Origin of the sequence: Shewanella saliphila (assembly GCF_014648295.1) — a bacterium.
GTDB classification, from domain to species: Bacteria; Pseudomonadota; Gammaproteobacteria; order Enterobacterales; family Shewanellaceae; genus Shewanella; species Shewanella saliphila.
The window spans coordinates 18,692-37,138 of the sequence record NZ_BMQV01000005.1; the positions used below are offsets into that span (position 1 = coordinate 18,692).

Genomic DNA, 18,447 nt, shown 5'->3' on the forward strand with positions numbered 1-18,447 from the left:
GCCTTTTGCTTTTTCTTGAGTTAACGCGCAGTTACTCTATGATTAACTGCGCTGGGAGGCACAATGACATCTTGCTTATCACCTAATAATGAAAAAAGTTACGAACAAAAAACCGCATGGGTTTATCTTATAAACTTAGGTTTTTATTTTATCCCACTGTTTTTTATGGATGGTCAATGGTTAAAAATAACCTTAGCCTTGGCCTTGTTAATCCCTTTTGTTATTGGCTACTTTTGGGCCTATAACAACTCAACAGAACACGCCTACAAACCCATTTTGTTCATGTTAATCATCGCGATTGCAGCGGGGTGGTTAACCAGTGGCGCAATTTCACTTTTTAGCTTTTGTTGCTTCTTTATCGGCTTTTTCTACTCACTTAGAACCGCGATATTGAGCTTTATTGGTATTAGTATTCTCCTGTTAACCATAAACCTTTGGGTAGGTTACTCTGGCTATTATTTTACTTTTTACGGCATGGGGATCTGTTTGGGTGTTGGGGTATTTGGTGTTATTGAACGAAAGCGCCAACAAATAAAACGTCAGCAGCAGCAATCTAATGACGAAATCACTCAACTTGCCACCTCGCTGGAACGCGAACGTATTGCCCGCGACTTACATGATGTTATGGGCCATCACTTAGCTTCAATTGCATTAAAAGCGGAACTAGCAGATAAGCTTATTAGCGCAGGTAAAACCGAACAAGCACAACTGCAAATTAACCAAGTCAGCCAAATAACTCGTGACTGTTTGAGCCAAATACGTCATACCGTGACCGATTACAAACACCAGGGCATAAGCCAAACTACTCATACGCTAAGCCAAATGTTGCGAGACAAATCCATTGCGGTCACCATTGAAGGGCAATGGCCAAAATTAAATAATCTTGCGGAATCACAATTGTGTCTTATGTTAACCGAGCTGGTGAATAACACCCTTAAACACAGCAAAACTGACCACTGTAAGGTGGCAATCCAAACCATAGATAACCAATTACAGCTGCAATATATTGAAAATACTTCAATAAAAGCCTTAACTGAGGGTAACGGTCTAAAAGGTATTAGAGAGCGTGCGGCGTTATTGCATGCCGATGTGCAATACCAGTTTAGCCCACAGTTTATTGTCACCATCACCTTGCCACTGACAGAGCCGACATGAATATTTTATTAGCAGAAGATCAAGCAATGGTCCGCGGTGCACTCGCAGCCCTTTTGACCCTCACCGACGATGACATGCAGATTACCGAAGTAGAAGACGGCGACAGCGCCTTAAAAATGCTCAAATCACAGCACTATGACTTATTATTAACCGACATCGAAATGCCCGGTAAGTCAGGTTTAGAACTCAGCCAATGGTTGCAACAACAAGCCAGTTCAACCAAGGTTATAGTCCTCACCACCTTTGGACGTGCGGGTTACATAAAACGAGCTTTAGAATATGGTGTCAGTGGTTTTTTATTGAAAGACGCTCCATCAGATGAACTTATCAGCACCATAAAACAAGTGATGGCTGGCAAACGGGTTATCGACCCAGAGTTAGCATTTAGTGCCATTGGTGAAATTGACCCGCTTAATGATAAAGAGCGCCGTGCATTACGCCTAGCCAGTGAAGGATTATCTACCGCAGATATTGCCGGAAAATTGTTTATCGCCGAAGGCACGGTGCGCAACTATTTATCTGAAGCCATCAATAAACTCAGTGCAAGTAATCGTATTGATGCAGCGAGAATCGCCAAGCAAAAGGGCTGGCTGTAATAGCATATTGCCTTGTGGGTAAACTCTGCTAAGATAACCTAAACATCTGTATATAATTACAGTGATTAATTGGGGCCGATTGAAATCACTGTTGTTTTTACTTTTTAATTATCAATTTTAGGTGCACGCAATTTGCTACGACTGGATCAAGTTCCAATCACAGACCTTAAAGGCGTTGCCAAAAAGGTCGCTGAAAAACTGGCTAAGCTTGGGATTAAAACAGTACAAGATGTGTTGTTTCATTTACCGCTGCGCTACGAAGACCGCACGCAAATTTATCCCATTGCCGCTTTACCTCCAGCGAGTTACGGCACCATAGAAGCTGAAATTCAATCGACTCAAATCATGCAGGGTAAGCGTCGCATGTTAGTGTGTAATGTCCGCGACCAAAGCGGCATCATGAGCCTGCGCTTTTTTAACTTTTCGATGGCGCAACGAAATGGCATGGAAAACGGTGCCATTATTCGGGCTTATGGCGAAATAAGACGCGGTAATCATCACAAAGAAATCATTCACCCTGAATACCAAATCATTCACCCAGGTGAAACCGTCAACTTAAGTGACACTCTCACGCCGATTTACCCCACAACAGAAGGCCTAAAACAAGCCAGTTGGATACGCTTAACTGAACAAGCATTGGCCATGCTAGACCAAGGCGGATTACCTGAATTACTCCCGGCCAATTTGCAGCCTAATAATATAAGCCTGCGCGATGCGCTGCATACTCTGCACCGTCCAGCAAATTCTGTGTCACCCTATGAGTTAGAGCAAGGGCAACACCCCGCTCAACAACGGTTAATACAAGAAGAGCTTCTGGCCCATAACCTCAGCATGTTGCAATTACGTCAGCGTAGCAATCAAGATGCGGCCGTTGCTATGCCAACAACGAGGCAATTATTACAGCCATTTTTGGCTCAACTGCCCTTTTCGCCAACGGGTGCGCAACAGCGTGTAGTCGCTGAAATCAACCAAGATTTACAACACCCCATACCAATGATGCGCCTTGTGCAGGGCGATGTAGGCTCAGGTAAAACCCTAGTGGCAGCACTTGCTGCACTGCAAGCTATTGAAAATGGCTATCAAGTGGCGATGATGGCGCCAACGGAATTACTAGCGGAGCAACACGCGGCTAATTTTGCCACATGGTTTGAACCTTTAGGCCTAAAAGTCGGCTGGTTAGCCGGTAAACTAAAAGGCAAAGCCAGAGCGCAATCACTTGAAGACATTGCATCTGGCGCAGCACAAATGGTGATTGGCACTCATGCCATTTTTCAACAAGCCGTGGTCTTTAACAAACTGGCGTTAATCATCATTGATGAACAACACCGTTTTGGGGTACATCAGCGTCTAGGTTTGCGTGAAAAAGGCATTAGTCAGGGGTTTCATCCACATCAACTGATTATGACGGCCACCCCAATACCGCGCACACTCGCGATGACAGCCTATGCCGATCTCGACACCTCGATTATTGATGAACTCCCACCGGGGCGAACGCCTGTTACCACAGTAGCCATTGCCGATACGCGTCGGCAGCAAATCATTGAACGAGTCAGGCATGCCGCCATAAACGATAACCGTCAGGCTTATTGGGTGTGCACCTTAATTGAAGAATCTGAAGTATTAGAATGCCAGGCTGCAGAAGACACTGCAGCAGAACTGAGTGTCGCACTGCCCGAATTAAAAATCGGTTTGGTCCATGGCCGGATGAAAAGTGCTGAAAAGCAAGCCATCATGGCACAGTTTAAATCAGGCGAGTTGAACTTATTGGTGGCCACTACCGTCATAGAAGTCGGCGTTGATGTGCCCAATGCCAGTTTAATGATTATTGAAAATCCAGAGCGACTAGGGCTTGCCCAATTACATCAGCTACGAGGTCGAGTGGGTCGTGGCGCAGTAGCCAGCCATTGTGTGTTGCTATACAAGGCGCCACTATCGCAAACGGCAACCAAACGCTTGGGAGTGTTGAGAGACAGCAATGACGGTTTTGTTATTGCACAAAAAGATCTTGAAATCAGAGGACCAGGTGAAGTGCTTGGCACAAAACAAACCGGTTTAGCTGACCTTAAAATTGCCGACTTAATTCGCGATCAGCACCTCATCGCCCCGACTCAAAAATTGGCAGTGCACATCAACCAACAGGCACCGCAAAACATCGACGCTATCATTGAACGATGGCTAGGAGACCGCCAACAGTATGTCCAAGCCTAAAAGCTTGAGCATAAAATGAATTTTTGTAGATGATCATCAGTTATCACTAGACAACGCTGTTGAATATTGCAAAATGGTATAACGACCATGCAGTATTTTTCGACTCCATCTAGATATTTATATCGCTAGCAAACACGCCAAGGAATTGAAATGCAAGTTAATGAAGAAGACAGAATCAGCCCTCAATCTGATGAAAAGTCAGGTAGCAATATTGCCTTTATCGCCATCGCGGTGATCGCTCTATTAGCTGCAAGTAGCTATTTTTATTTTACCAGTGATGAGCGCGAAGAGTTTGAACCAGCCGTCATGGCCCCAGTTGAACTTCCTGAGCCGCTACCGGCAGCACCTATTGAACAGGCTCCGATTGAAGAACCACAACAAATCGAATCAAATATCGATGATGTTGTGCCGACTGGCGAACCTGAAACAAACAACGAAACCGTTGCCGCTGAGCCATTACCCGCGCTAACAGAATCAGACGACTTTGTTGAAACCAAAACCTTAGCCATCGCTAACGGAATGAACATTGCGCCAATGATTTTGAAAAAAGACATTGCCCGTCAATTTGTGGTGTTTGTCGACAACCTAGCGCAAGGCGAGTTGGTGCGTAAGGCGAGTCCGTTAAAAGGCCCTGAAACTGCGTTTTCGGTTAGCGAAATCACCAATAAAACCTTCTTAAATCCTGACAGCTACCATCGTTACGATTTGTATGCAGACTTTGTTGCTGGCTTAAATGAGAAAGATTTAGTCACAACCTACACAGAGCTTAAACCTCTATTTGCAGAGGCTTTCGCTGAGTTAGGTTATAGCGATGTCGATTTTGATAAACGCATGCAATCCGTCTTTACTATGGTGGCAAATGCGCCGATTATCGAAGACCCGATTGAACTGTCTTATTTCAGTGTCAATTACCAATTTGCGGATCCTAATTTAGAAGCCTTACCTAACGCGCAAAAATTGCTAATTCGTATGGGACCTGAAAACACCCGCAAAATAAAAGCTGCGGTTAAAAAACTTCAGGCCAACTTTCCAACACAGTAATCATTTAACTTATATTCTAAATACCTTAAATAGCGTGGTTAACCAGCCGCGCTTTTTTTACTGATGTTTTGAGTCGATATTGTTGAGTAAATAATCTAAAAAATCGTTTTTTCTTTTGCGTGACTTCTTAAACAACCCCTGTTAGGTGTACAATTACCGCCGTTAACGAATAGTCAGCAAATAGATGATTATTTTTTAACACTTAGATAAGGATAGCTAGGCAGTTATAGAGGCAAAGTAGTGCACTTAACATTTCAACTTCTCTCATGGGGCGCATGGTCTCCAGACTTTCAAACCATTGAAAGCTGGCAACATTGGCAACAGCCAAACACAAGTGTGTCTGCTAGCCAAGCAACGCCTGCCTTATCGCACATCCCAGCAATGCAACGCCGCCGCTTTAGTCGCCTCACCAAAATGATGTTAATGGCAGCGCACGAATGCCAGGTCGCGTCGCAAACTCGCAGCATTTTTTCATCACGACATGGCGAGCTGACCCGTACCCTTGGGCTACTAAAAGATATCACCGAACAACAGCCGCTTTCGCCTATGGCTTTTAGCCAATCAGTACACAACACAGCCAGTGGTATTTTCGGCATCGTGACTCATAATACAGCCGCTTCAACATCCATCGCTGCAGGTGAGCAGACCCTCCCCCAAGCATTAATTGAAGCTTACGCGCAACTGGCGCAAGACCCTAGCCCATTATTGATGGTGTTTGGCGATGACCCTGTACCGCCTGTTTACAGTGAGTTTACCCACGAAGTTGAACTGCCCATCGCCTTAGGTTTATACCTAGCACCTGCCAATAGTGATGTGAATGCAAGAGTCACCTTAAGCGTATCCGACCGCCCAATCTCAGGCCAAAATCTAGATAACATCAGCTTTAGCCAATTAATTCACCACATCGCCACAGGTAAAAACATCCAGGGGTGTTTATGTCATTGGTATTGGTCTGTTGAGCATCATGATTAATTCGCAGCCGTCAGCCCCCTTTTCCTCTCAACAAAGCTTAGCCCCAAAATTAACTGGGTTTAGGTATATCCCGCGGTGGATAGGTGGCGCAATGTGTTACATGGTGTTTGGTCTTGGCGGTTTGCTCAGTTCATTAACCATACTGCCAGTATTACGTTATTGGCCGGGCACTAAACAAGCGCGCACAGCACGAGTGCAACGAACCGTGAGTCTAATGTTTAAAGGTTTTGTTGCCATGTTAACCGCAGTGGGTGTGATTAATGTCAGCACCAAAAATCTGCATTTATTACAACAAGCTCAAGGCCATATTGTGATTGCCAACCACCCAACCCTGGTGGATGTCGTGGTACTCATTAGCCTAATGCCAAATGCGGGCTGCATTGTAAAACAAAGCTTATGGCGTAATCCGTTTATTCGTGGGGTGTTATCTAGCGTGGGCTATATCCCCAATCGCAGCGCCAACCTACTACTGCAAGATTGTAAGCAAGTGTTAAATAACGCCACAAACTTAGTGATTTTTCCTGAGGGCACCCGCACACTGGTTGGCAATGTCATCAACCCATTTGCGCGCGGGGCGGCTAATATTGCCATCCGTACTCAAAGTGATATTTTACCAGTGGTACTTCGCACTGATGTAGCGGGCTTAACTAAACAAGAGTCTTGGTACCAAATACCACGGCAAACCATCAACATGTCGGTTGAAATTGCCGATAGCGTACTGCACCATGACGATGAGATTACCCAAGGTAACGAAGCAAAAATGGCTCGGCAACTCACCCGAGATTTACAACAGTTTTATTTAAACAGCCTATCAATCCCTATTGATAGCCATACTGATAAGAAACGAAAATAATGAACTTACACAATCAAATTAAACAGCTGATCATTGACAGCTTAGACCTAGAAGATGTCACCATTGATGATATCGATACAGATGCCGCACTATTTGGTGAAGGCCTAGGTTTAGATTCTATAGATGCGCTAGAACTGGGTCTTGCTATCAAAAAAGAATTCGACGTCAAAATTGAAGCCAATTCAGACGCAACCAAAGCACACTTTTTCAGTGTGGCTAGCCTGGCTAGCTTTATTGAATCACAACGTGTTTAGGAGCCAGCATGCAAAACCGTGATCAAATTCTTGCCATGCTCAGCACCATTTTAGTGGATGAGTTTGAAATAGACCCAGCTGATATTAGCTTAGATGCATCATTGTATGAAGAGTTGGATTTAGACAGCATCGATGCCGTAGATTTAGTGATTAAGTTGCAACAAATCACCGGTAAAAAGATTCAACCAGAAGAGTTTAAAACCGTGCGTACCGTTAATGATGTGGTTAACGCTGTAGAAGGATTAATGCAAAGCTAATGCGGTTATTCTTGCAGATCATTACCACGTTAGTGATTGTTGCGTACCCATTAGCAGTGTATTTTGGATTACAGTATTTACCGCCCGGTTACATCGCCTTATTGCTATGTGTGTTACTGCTTACTCGTATGATAGTCACCAAGCAACAAGTGCGTGCAATGGTATTGCCGCTCATTGTTGGGATAGGGTTAACTGGGGCAAGTTTTATTGCTAAGCGTAATGACTGGCTTCTGTATTATCCGGTGGTCATCAACCTCAGTTTATTGAGTTTATTCTGTTATTCGCTGGTGCATGGGCCCAGTATGATTGAACGCTTAGCTCGGATAAAAGAGCCTGATTTACCAGACTCAGCAATTGAGTATTTACGCACCATAACCAAATTATGGTGTGGGCTATTTGTTGTCAATGGCGCCATAGCAGCCTACACAGCAATAGCCACAACAATTGAAATGTGGACGCTTTACAACGGACTGATAGCTTATGTACTTATCGGTATGCTACTCAGTGGTGAATGGATTTATCGCAAGTTTTGGCTGAAAAAACATGACTAAACTTTTGCTTAACTGGTTAACCAATGGCCCTGCTGCTCAGCAGCTTATTAGCTTTGATCATCATGACATCATGACGGGTTCGTTATTTTGCGCCCATGTCACTCACTTGCACAACCAGCTCAGTCAAAGCGATGCCAAGCGCTGGTTACTGGCCGCCCAAAACAGTGATTTATTTGCCGCAGGTCTTTGCGCAGCATTACTTGCGGGTAAGCAAGTGATACTGCCAGCCAACACTCAACGCGGCACATTAAGCCAACTTAACCATGAGTTTGACGCCATTATTGCCGACAAACCGTTATGCGAAGCTGGCGAGTTTGTTAGCCTTAAAAAAGAACTCAGCCTTCCCGCGGCAAACTGGCCGAAAGCCAACACCTTAGGTGAACTGGTTTTATTTACCTCTGGCAGCAGTGGTCAGCCCAAAGCCATTACCAAAACCCTTGCGCAACTTGATGCCGAAGTCAGTATTTTAGAGCATACCTTTGCCCAGCACTTGCCACATTGCTCTGTGGTATCAACGGTATCGCATCAGCACATTTATGGTTTATTGTTTAAAATTTTATGGCCGTTAGCGGCAAGTCGAGCTTTTTTAAGCGAACAAATAGACTTTCCAGAAACCCTAAGCTATTACCTCGCCATTATGCCAAACCTGTGTTTAATCAGCAGTCCGGCGCAGCTAACCCGTTTACCCGACGCCCTTGACAACCAACCACAACAGCGTACTCCAAGCTTAATTTTCAGCTCAGGTGGACCGTTAAATTTTGAGTCAGCACAAGCGGTTAAACAGTGCTTTAAGCAATTACCTATTGAGGTATTTGGCAGTACCGAAACCGGCGGTATCGCTTATCGACGTCAGCACCAGCAACAACAAACCTGGCAGCCGTTTGAACGGGTAAACGTGAATGCTGATCCGCACGATGGGGCATTAATGTTGCAGTCGGTTTACTTAGACAATCCAGACACCTGGGTAAAATGCGATGACAAAATCGAGTTGCTTGAAAATGGTCAATTTCGTTTACTGCACCGCTTAGATCGCATTGTCAAAATAGAAGAAAAGCGCCTATCACTTGCGCAATTGGAGCACTTGCTACAAACCCATCCGTTTGTCAGTGACGCGGCAGTCACGGTATTAGAACAACCACGCACCATGCTTGGCGCGGCGGTATGCTTAAATGAACTTGGCAGACAAACCCTTAAAGATGAAGGTAAGTTAGCGATTAACACCGCCCTAAAAAATCACTTACTGAGCCAATTTGAGCGCATCACGTTACCTAAGCGCTGGCGCTACCCAAACACCTTGCCGCTGAACAGCCAGGGCAAACGTACTTCAGCCGATATAGCAGCTTTATTTATTCATGATTAAATCAGTATTACCGCAAATTATTCATCAACACGCCGAGGGTGAACAATGCCATTGGCGCTTGTTCATTAGTGGCGAATTGGCTTTTTTTGACGGCCACTTTCCTGAGCAGGCCGTACTGCCAGGCGTAACGCAATTAGATTGGGCCGTTAAGTTAGGCTGTAACGCCTTTGGCTATAATGCCAATGTCGCCACGCTCGAAGTGCTTAAGTTTCAGCAACTCATTTTGCCCAATACCTATGTTGATTTAATCATCGAACATCAGGCACACAAATCGAAACTTATTTTCAGTTACCGTGATGGCGACAAACGCTTTGCTTCTGGTCGAATAGCCCTTAATTCCAGTATTAATACTGATATGAACACCGCCATGAATACAGAGAGTGCCTCATGACATTGGCGTTAGTGATCCCTAACTACAACCACCATATCGCCATAGAAAAAACCTTAACCGATTTGGCCCAGTACCAATTACCTTGTTATTTGGTCGACGACGGCAGTGACGATCAAACCCGTTACGTGCTGCAAGCGCTAGCCGATAAGTTTAGTTGGGTGACCTTAATTCAACATCCTTATAATCGCGGTAAAGGCGCGGCGGTAATGAGCGGATTACGCCAGGCTTACCGAGATGGCTTTAGTCATGCTTTACAAGTTGATGCTGACGGCCAGCATAATTTAGCCGACATCCCCTTGATGATCGCCACCAGCGAGCAGCACCCTACAGCCTTGATATCAGGCCAACCACAATACGATGAGTCGGTGCCCAAAGGGCGATTATATGGCCGTTACATCACCCATTTTTGGGTGTGGGTAGAAACCCTCAGCTTTGACATTCAAGATTCTATGTGTGGTTTTAGAGTGTATCCGCTTGCGGCTACCGAACAGTTATTTAGCCAACAGGCGCTGGGCGAGCGCATGGATTTTGATATTGAAGTCATGGTAAAACTGCACTGGCAAGGGACACCTGTGGTACATGTGCCAACCAAAGTCATTTATCCAGAAGATGGCATTAGCCACTTCCAAGGCGTAAAAGATAATGTGCGTATTAGTTGGATGCACACCAAGCTATTTTTTGGCATGTTAACCCGCTTGCCACGCATTATTACTAAGCCGCATTTAGCGCCAAATAACCCAGCGACACAAGATTCAAATCAGCCGAATCAACAACATCAGTCAACTCAAACAACGACTAAGCATTGGTCAGCCATGAGCGAGCGCGGCAGCTTTTGGGGTATTAAATTTTTAGCTCAATGCTATCGCCTGGGCGGGCATTGGTTGTGCCGTGCTGTGATGTATCCAGTGATTTGTTATTTCTTCCTTACCGGAAAAACCGCTCGTGATGCGTCATTGGGCTTTTTGCATCGAGTACAACAGCAACAGCCTAACCATCCACAGTTAAACCGTCCAGTAGGTTGGCGCGACAGCCTTAGGCATTTTTTTGCTTTTGGTAATGCCGCACTCGACCGAATAGATGCCTGGTGCGACAGAATTAACCTCGCCCAAGTCGACTTTAACGACCGTCATATTCTGGCAGATCAAGTGGCTACGGGACGCGGCGCAGTATTGATTGTGTCGCATTTAGGCAATATGGAACTGTGCCGTGCTATCTCCATCCACCAGCAAAAAGTCAAAGTGAATGTGATGGTGCTGACCCAGCATGCGGAGAACTTTAATAAAGTCCTACAGCAACTTAACCCGCAAAGTAGCCTGAATTTAATCCATGTAAATGAACTCGACCCTAGCACTGCGATGCTGTTGCAACAAAAGATTGATCAAGGTGAAATAGTGGTGATTGCAGCAGACCGCACCTCATCAAGCAGCCAAGGGCGTGTGACCTATTTACCTTTTTTAGGTCAGGAGGCCGCTTTTCCGCAAGGGCCATTTATTTTGGCCAGTTTATTAGATTGCCCGGTGTATACCCTATTTTGCATTCGCCAACATGGTCGTTATCAAGTCCATGTTGAACACTTAAGCGACACACTAAAAGGCCCTCGAGCCGGCAGAACAGCACGCCTAACCGATGCAATGACCCAATATAGCCAGCGTTTAGCCCATTTTGCGCAACTCGCGCCAATGCAATGGTTTAACTTTTTCGATTTTTGGCGCAAGGACGAGCTAGTTACCCGTAACAACCAGCCTTCACAATCAAGTGCAGCCCCATTACCCAGTCAGGACAGATAATCTCATGAGCCACACATCTTCAGCAGACACGACCGATAACACAGTGCATTTTGGTCAACAGTACCTCAGCCTAGAGCAAGTGGTTGCGGTAGCCAAAGGCGCCCAGGTTAAACTGACTGACACCACTGACTACGTTGAATATATTCAAAAAGGCGCACGCTTCATTGACAGTTTATTGCATGAAGAAGGCGTAGTGTATGGCGTCACCACCGGCTATGGCGACTCTTGCACCGTCAATGTCAGCTTAGATTTAGTCCACGAATTACCGCTGCATTTAACCCGCTTTCATGGTTGTGGCTTAGGCGACATTTTTAGCCCAATGGAATCTCGCGCCATAATGGCGTGCCGCCTCAACTCATTGGCCGTGGGTAAATCTGGCGTGAGCTATCAACTATTGCAACGTATTGAATGGCTATTAAACAACGACATCACGCCTATCATTCCTCAAGAAGGCTCAGTTGGCGCCAGTGGTGATTTAACCCCGCTGTCTTACCTTGCAGCGGTATTAGTCGGCGAGCGCGAAGTGATGTATCAAGGTAAACGCCAAGCCACTAAAGATGTGTATTTACAACTTGGCATAGTGCCACTGAGATTACGCCCAAAAGAAGGCCTTGCATTGATGAACGGCACCGCGGTCATGACAGCGCTTGCGTGCTTAGCCTATGACAGATCGCAATACTTAAGCCGTTTATCGAGCCGTATAACCGCAATGGCGTCGTTAACCCTTAAAGGTAACTCCAACCATTTTGACGACATTTTGTTTGCCGCCAAACCTCACCCAGGGCAAAACCAAATTGCCAGTTGGATCCGTGAAGACTTAAACCACCATACCCACCCGCGTAATTCAGACCGCCTACAAGACCGTTATTCAATCCGCTGTGCACCGCATATTATCGGGGTGTTACAAGATGCTCTGCCGTTTATGCGCCAGTTTATTGAAACCGAACTCAACAGCGCTAACGACAACCCGATTGTGGATGCCGAAGGCGAGCACATACTTCATGGCGGCCACTTTTATGGTGGGCATATTGCCTTTGCCATGGATGCACTGAAAAATGCAGTGGCCAATATTGCCGATTTAATCGATCGCCAAATGGCACTAGTGATGGACCCGAAATTTAATAATGGTTTGCCGGCTAATTTATCAGCGGCAACCGGCGAGCGCCGCGCCATTAACCACGGCTTTAAAGCGGTACAAATCGGTGTGTCGGCCTGGACCGCAGAAGCGCTAAAAAACACCATGCCTGCCAGTGTATTTTCACGCTCAACAGAATGCCATAATCAAGATAAAGTCAGCATGGGCACCATTGCCGCGCGAGATTGCATGCGCGTGCTGCAACTTACTGAACAAGTGGCAGCAGCGGCCTTGTTAGCCATGAGCCAGGGGATCCAACTACGGGTGATACAGCAAGAGTTAGATCCGCAGTCATTAACCCCATCGCTCGCTAAAACCCTTGAGCAAGTGAGTGAGGCTTGTGATCTGCTCACTGAAGACCGTCCTTTAGAATCAGTACTGCGCCAAACGGTTGAAAAAATTCAACTCGGTCAATGGGAGGTGTGCTAAATGAAAGGTTTACTGCTTACCGAAATGGAAATGGTGATCCCATTTCACGATGTCGACTCCATGGGCATAACTTGGCATGGTAACTACCTGCGTTACTTTGAAGTAGTGCGTTGCCAGTTGCTTGATAAACTCGGCTATAACTACCGCACCATGCTTGAGTCAGGCTACGCTTGGCCGATTGTCGACGTACAAATAAAATATGTTAAAAGCAGCACCTTTGATCAAAAAGTCAAAGTGATTGCCGCCATTGTTGAATGGGAAAACCGTTTACGAATTAACTATCAAATTGTCGATGCTCAAACCAATGCGCGTATTACCAAGGGTTATACCATTCAAGCTGCAGTAGACATTACCACCCAGGAGTTATGCTTTGTAACGCCAGAGGTGTTTCAGCAAAAAATTCGTCCGTTATTAGATGAGAGCCAAGCCTGATGCCAGTAATTAAGGCGCTGCAGATAACATTAATGTATTTGGTGCTTTGCGCCAGCGCACTGACTGCTAGTGTAAATGCAACCCCGGCACCTATAACGGCTGAGAGCAAGCTGCAACTGACAGGGGTTCAACTAACAGAAGCTCAATTGGCGCAAATTAACAATTTGTACCAACAGCCGGCTAGCTCGTCAGCTCTTGAGGCATTAGCGCAGCAACTGAATTTACAAGCCGATACCCGCGGTCAATTCCTGCAACAGCGTCATTTAGCTGTGCTCAAAAAACCGTTACAAAGCCAGGGTCGGTTTATTTTCAGCCCCAGTCAGGGTTTGGTTTGGCAACAGCTTAAACCCTTTAACAGCTTGATGGTGCTTAAAGATCAGCAATTAATTCAGCAAAACAGTCAGGGAAAAGTGCAACAGCTCAGCGCAGCAGCCAGCGGCAATCCCATCGCGCAGCAACTGCCGCGTTTATTGCAAGCCATCATGGCCGGCGACATAAACGCGCTCAGCGCTGACTTTAGATTATTTATGCCCACAGAAACAACAGGCTCAGTGTGGCAACTCGGCTTACAAGCAAAAGATCCGCAAGTGCATGCCGCTATGGGTAACATTACTTTAAGTGGTGACAAGCATATTCGCTCACTCATCATGACCAGCCAGCAAACGGACATCAGCGACTACACCTACATACAATTTACCAACACAGAGCAAGGCCCGCTGAGTGACAGCGAACTTGCACTGTTTAGCCTTAGCAGTGGGTTAGCTCAGTAATGCCCCGCGGCCCGTTTAATGCGTTAACCTCAGCCAAGAGCCGCTTTGCCCTATGGCTATTATTGCTGCTAGCCATGTTAATTGGCGGCGCGTGGCAATGGCAGCAAGGCGCACGGATCCAAACTGATATTTTGGCCATGTTGCCTCATTTACAACAAGACAAACTCACTGAAACAGCATTAAACACCGTCGAGCAACGACTCGCCAATCAAGTGTATATTGCCATATTAGCAGACAGCGAAAATCAGGCCGTTAATGCCGCTCAGCAGTTAATGACCTCGTTACAAAGCCAGCCACAACAAGCTTTTAACGCCATAAGAAGTGGCGCTGACAATCAGTTAGAAGAGTTAGCCAAAGTGTATTTTGAGCATCGCTTTAGTTTACTCACCCACCAGCAAGCACATGCGCTAGCAACAGATAACTGGCATGAGCTGTTAGCGAGCGCGCAAAATCAGCTGTATAGCGCCTTTGGTTTTGCTAACAGCCAACTGTTAGCGAGCGACCCGCTGTTATTGTTTCCAGCAAACTTGTTGGCACTCTCGCCTAATAGCAAACTTCGTCGCCAACAGGGTATTTTACTCACCGATACAGATAGCGGAGTTGCCGCTATCGTTATGGCCAAAGGCCGCGACAGTGCGTTTAGCCCCACTGCACAGCAACAGCAAATACTGGCGCTAGAATCTGCATTTAGCCAGGTAAACCAGCTGCATCCGCAAATCAGTTTTCTCAAAGCCGGCGCACTGTTTCATGCTATCGCCGCAACCGAATCAGCCAAACAAGAGATCAGCAAAATCGGCCTAATCTCACTGCTGGGCATTGTATTACTGGTGTGGTTGGCATTTCGCTCGGTAATGCCGTTAGTGGCTGCAACATTGACCTTATCCACAGGAGTCGTGTTTGCTTTTGTCGCTACTCTTAGCTTATTTGGTGAATTGCATTTACTGACATTGGTGTTTGGCACCAGCTTAATTGGTGTGGCCATTGATTACAGTTTTCATTTTTATTGTGAAAAACAAGCCCATCCCAATGACAATGCCAGCGACACCATCAAACGTATCTTTCCTGCGCTAACGCTCGCATTAGCCACCAGCGCCAGTGCATTTATCGCCATTGGTTTTACGCCTTTCCCGGGGATGCAACAAGTCGCGGTATTTTGCGCTGCGGGCTTAATAGGCGCGTATCTCACCTTGTTGTTAGTATTCCCACTTTTAGGAAATCATTCACTCAAGCACACTCAAGGGCTTGGGTTTGCTCAGGCATATTTAAACGGGTTACAGCGCGTATTTACTCCAACACAAACTGTACAAAAAGCAGTACTCATGTTGCTGCCTGTTGCTGTGTTAGCCATACTGTTTTTCGGATTGTCGCAACTTACTAGCAACGATGACATTCGGCAACTGCAGCAAAGCCCAGAGTCGATAACCACTGAAGAAAACCAGCTGAGGCAATTGCTCAGCGGCGGCACAGATAACCAATTTATTTTGGTCAGTAGCGCTAATGAACAAAACTTACTGCAAACACTTGAGCAACTAACCCCTGTATTAGATGCCGCCATCGCAGACAATGAAATCGCTCAAGCAGTAAGCCTCAGTCGCTTTATGCCAAGCATGGCGCGTCAGCAGTATCACTACCAACTACAGCAACAGCTTTACCAACAACACTTAGCTGAAATCATTGAGCAAATGAGCCTAGATGACAGCATAAAGGCAAGTTTAATGGCCGAGCTTCATCAGGCTGACTCAGCATGGCTCATACCTCAAACGGTGCTTAAGCACGCCAATGATGACTTAAAAGCCTTGTGGCTGGGTGATGTTGCAAGCGCTGACAATACGACACAATTTGGCGCCATTGTATTACTAGGCGGCATTCATTCTCTGCCCTCGTTAACCCAGCGACTCACCAACCAGAGTTGGCCTTTAGGGCAAGTTAGAGTGATTGATAAGGTTGGCGATATATCCAACATTATGGGCCAGTATCGCCAACTGACGTTTCAGTTGTTAATGTGGGTGTTTGCGCTTGCCTGTATTGTTTTTAGCGTTAAATATGGCATTAAACTGGCGCTTGCCATTGTTGCGGTACCGGCGTTTGCCGTATTGCTTACTTTGGCTTGTTTGGGCTTAGTTGGCTCAAGCATTAGCTTATTTCATGCCTTAGCCTTTATTTTAGTGCTGGGTATTGGTATTGATTACAGCTTATTTTTTGCCGAAGCCAAACACACCAGTCATGGAGTGATGATGGCAATATTTATGTCGGCCTGCTCAACCTTATTAGCCTTTGGTTTATTGGCGCTGAGCCAAACCCATGCGATTCACTTTTTCGGCCTGACGCTTTTATTTGGCATCAGCTTTGCTTTTTTATTAGCGCCGTTTATTTCATTTTTTACAAGGAAGTCACTGTAAATGCAAAGCAATCAAACAAGCACAGTTAACAACATGGACGTCGACGTTGCCATTATTGGTGCAGGCCCGTCTGGCGCGATTGCAGCCAGTTTATTACGCCAACAAGGCCATAAGGTTGTGGTGGTTGAAAAGCAGCAGTTTCCGCGTTTTTCTATCGGCGAGAGTTTACTGCCTTGTTGTATGCAGTTTATTGAACAAGCCGGCATGCTAGATGCGGTTAATCAGGCTGGCTTTCAATTTAAAAATGGCGCCGCATTTCGCCATCAAGGCCGTTACACCACATTCGACTTTACCGATAAGTTCACCCCTGGCCCGGGCACTACGTTTCAAGTTCAGCGCGGCCAATTTGATAAATTATTGGCTGACACGGCCATCAGCCAGGGGGTTGATATTCGCTTTGGTCATCAGGTTAATGCGGTCGATATTAGCAACGAACCCACACTGCAAATTACTAATGAGCAAGGTCAGCCTTATCAAATCAATGCCAAATTTATTGTCGATGCCAGTGGTTTTGGCCGGGTATTACCCCGGTTATTAGACCTTGAACGACCATCAAACTTGCCATCACGCAGCGCTATTTTTACCCATATTGAAGACAACATTAGCGATAGCGAATTTGACCGCAATAAAATCCTCATCAGTGTTCATCCCGAACATAAAGACATTTGGTATTGGCTCATTCCCTTTAGCAATAACCGCTGCTCTATTGGTGTTGTCGGCGAGCCCCATTTATTAGCACATTTAACTGGCAGCCTGGAGCAACAGTTGCTGGCGATTATTGCGCAGGAGCCTGATTTAAAGCGTTTACTCGTCAATGCCAAAGTGGTGCAACCCTGTGCCACGCTCCAGGGTTACTCGGCCAATGTGACCACACTTGCCACCAACAAGTTTGCTTTATTGGGTAATGCTGGTGAGTTTCTTGACCCGGTATTTTCATCTGGAGTTACTATTGCTATGCAGTCGGCCGCCATGGCGTGCGCAAGTTTGGATAAGCAACTCAAAGGCGAAACCGTCGATTGGCAAGCCGATTACGCCGAGCCGTTAATGCTTGGGGTTAATACCTTTAGAACTTATGTTCAGGCCTGGTATGACGGCCGTTTTCAGGATGTGATTTTTTATCAACAGGCAAATAAGAATGTAAAACAAATGATTTGCTCAATATTGGCAGGTTACGCATGGGACTCTAAAAACCCGTTTGTGAAAGAGTCAGAGCGTCGCCTTAATACCATCGTTGAGTTATGTCGGGAGTTAGACGTTGCTTAAGTGTAGTCGTGTTATCAAAGTAATTGGCGCAGTGTTTTTGCTGTGCGCATTAGCAAGTTGTAGCCAACAATTTACCCGGCAAAGCTGTATGGCGATAAGCAGTCAGGCTCAATATTGTCTTGCGCCGACAGTGAATGCATTGAATGCCCAAAGCGATATCAGCCTAAGCCAAATGATCAGCATGAGCCATGGCCAGGATAATCATGAGTTACTGACTCAATTAGAGCTCACCTCACAACGTATGACCTTAGTGGGGCTCGCGCCATTGGGCCAGGCATTGTTTACCCTAGTGTACGATGGCCACACCTTACAAAGTGAGCAAAGTCGCTTGTTAGGCGATACATTTAATGCCGAGTATTTAATGGCCATCATGCAGCTTATCTACTGGCCAACGCAGCAAGTTAATCAGCAACTCACAGATGCTCAGTTGCTGGATACACCTTGCGCAAGTGCATTATGTAAACAGTTAGTCGATGCCGATGGCGAGCAAATCAGTATTAGCTATAGTGAGCTCAACCCGTGGCAAGCCAATATTAGCGTCACCATCAAATCAGCCGACATTTTGTTGCACATTACGCCACTCGAGTAACCAAT

18 protein-coding genes are annotated in these 18,447 nt (G+C 45.9%); all 18 read left to right on the top strand.

All coding sequences use genetic code 11. The features are described 5' to 3' along the window. The first annotated feature begins 63 nt into the window (after nt 1-63). Nucleotides 64-1,155 carry a histidine kinase gene (locus tag IEY48_RS03975; RefSeq protein ID WP_188917493.1) on the top strand — a complete coding sequence of 364 codons (1,092 nt, stop codon included), beginning with the start codon at nt 64-66 and terminating at the stop codon, nt 1,153-1,155. Beyond that, nucleotides 1,152-1,751: a response regulator transcription factor gene (locus tag IEY48_RS03980; RefSeq protein ID WP_188917496.1), complete on the top strand. Its 600-nt coding sequence runs from the start codon at nt 1,152-1,154 to the stop codon at nt 1,749-1,751. The genes IEY48_RS03975 and IEY48_RS03980 overlap by 4 nt, the downstream gene beginning before the upstream one ends. 132 nt (nt 1,752-1,883) lie before the next feature. Next, nucleotides 1,884-3,959: an ATP-dependent DNA helicase RecG gene (gene recG, locus IEY48_RS03985; RefSeq protein ID WP_188917498.1), complete on the top strand. Its 2,076-nt coding sequence runs from the start codon at nt 1,884-1,886 to the stop codon at nt 3,957-3,959. Between the two features lie 150 nt (nt 3,960-4,109). Next, on the top strand, nt 4,110-5,000 hold the full coding sequence (locus tag IEY48_RS03990; protein WP_188917500.1) for a DUF3014 domain-containing protein: 891 nt from the start codon (nt 4,110-4,112) through the stop codon (nt 4,998-5,000). A 240-nt stretch (nt 5,001-5,240) separates the two neighbouring features. Beyond that, entirely contained in the window at nt 5,241-5,972 is a 732-nt protein-coding gene (locus IEY48_RS03995) for a beta-ketoacyl synthase chain length factor (RefSeq protein WP_188917502.1), read from the top strand. Next, nucleotides 5,965-6,825 (top strand): lysophospholipid acyltransferase family protein, encoded by an 861-nt coding sequence (locus IEY48_RS04000; protein ID WP_188917504.1) that lies wholly within the window; start codon nt 5,965-5,967, stop codon nt 6,823-6,825. Before IEY48_RS03995 ends, IEY48_RS04000 begins: the two co-directional genes overlap by 8 nt. Then, the gene (locus tag IEY48_RS04005) at nt 6,825-7,079 is read left to right on the top strand and encodes a phosphopantetheine-binding protein (RefSeq protein ID WP_160051926.1); all 255 of its coding nucleotides are present in this window, start codon (nt 6,825-6,827) and stop codon (nt 7,077-7,079) included. The genes IEY48_RS04000 and IEY48_RS04005 overlap by 1 nt, the downstream gene beginning before the upstream one ends. An 8-nt stretch (nt 7,080-7,087) precedes the next feature. Then, nucleotides 7,088-7,336, top strand: coding sequence for an acyl carrier protein (locus IEY48_RS04010; protein WP_188917506.1), 249 nt, complete (start codon nt 7,088-7,090; stop codon nt 7,334-7,336). After that, nucleotides 7,336-7,887, top strand: coding sequence for a COG4648 family protein (locus IEY48_RS04015; RefSeq protein WP_188917507.1), 552 nt, complete (start codon nt 7,336-7,338; stop codon nt 7,885-7,887). The genes IEY48_RS04010 and IEY48_RS04015 overlap by 1 nt, the downstream gene beginning before the upstream one ends. Continuing rightward, on the top strand, nt 7,880-9,247 hold the full coding sequence (locus IEY48_RS04020; protein ID WP_188917509.1) for an AMP-binding protein: 1,368 nt from the start codon (nt 7,880-7,882) through the stop codon (nt 9,245-9,247). The genes IEY48_RS04015 and IEY48_RS04020 overlap by 8 nt, the downstream gene beginning before the upstream one ends. After that, nucleotides 9,240-9,638, top strand: coding sequence for an ApeI family dehydratase (locus tag IEY48_RS04025; RefSeq protein ID WP_188917511.1), 399 nt, complete (start codon nt 9,240-9,242; stop codon nt 9,636-9,638). Before IEY48_RS04020 ends, IEY48_RS04025 begins: the two co-directional genes overlap by 8 nt. Beyond that, entirely contained in the window at nt 9,635-11,425 is a 1,791-nt protein-coding gene (locus tag IEY48_RS04030) for a glycosyltransferase family 2 protein (protein ID WP_188917513.1), read from the top strand. Before IEY48_RS04025 ends, IEY48_RS04030 begins: the two co-directional genes overlap by 4 nt. A gap of 4 nt (nt 11,426-11,429) precedes the next feature. Next, on the top strand, nt 11,430-12,989 hold the full coding sequence (locus tag IEY48_RS04035) for an HAL/PAL/TAL family ammonia-lyase (RefSeq protein ID WP_188917515.1): 1,560 nt from the start codon (nt 11,430-11,432) through the stop codon (nt 12,987-12,989). Beyond that, on the top strand, nt 12,990-13,421 hold the full coding sequence (locus IEY48_RS04040; protein ID WP_188917517.1) for an acyl-CoA thioesterase: 432 nt from the start codon (nt 12,990-12,992) through the stop codon (nt 13,419-13,421). Beyond that, the gene (locus IEY48_RS04045) at nt 13,421-14,191 is read left to right on the top strand and encodes an outer membrane lipoprotein carrier protein LolA (RefSeq protein WP_188917519.1); all 771 of its coding nucleotides are present in this window, start codon (nt 13,421-13,423) and stop codon (nt 14,189-14,191) included. Before IEY48_RS04040 ends, IEY48_RS04045 begins: the two co-directional genes overlap by 1 nt. Continuing rightward, on the top strand, nt 14,191-16,590 hold the full coding sequence (locus tag IEY48_RS04050) for an MMPL family transporter (protein ID WP_188917522.1): 2,400 nt from the start codon (nt 14,191-14,193) through the stop codon (nt 16,588-16,590). The genes IEY48_RS04045 and IEY48_RS04050 overlap by 1 nt, the downstream gene beginning before the upstream one ends. Further along, the gene (locus tag IEY48_RS04055; RefSeq protein ID WP_188917524.1) at nt 16,591-17,853 is read left to right on the top strand and encodes an NAD(P)/FAD-dependent oxidoreductase; all 1,263 of its coding nucleotides are present in this window, start codon (nt 16,591-16,593) and stop codon (nt 17,851-17,853) included. It begins immediately after the preceding gene. Then, nucleotides 17,846-18,442 (top strand): DUF3261 domain-containing protein, encoded by a 597-nt coding sequence (locus IEY48_RS04060; RefSeq protein WP_229786310.1) that lies wholly within the window; start codon nt 17,846-17,848, stop codon nt 18,440-18,442. Before IEY48_RS04055 ends, IEY48_RS04060 begins: the two co-directional genes overlap by 8 nt. Nucleotides 18,443-18,447: the final 5 nt, after the last annotated feature.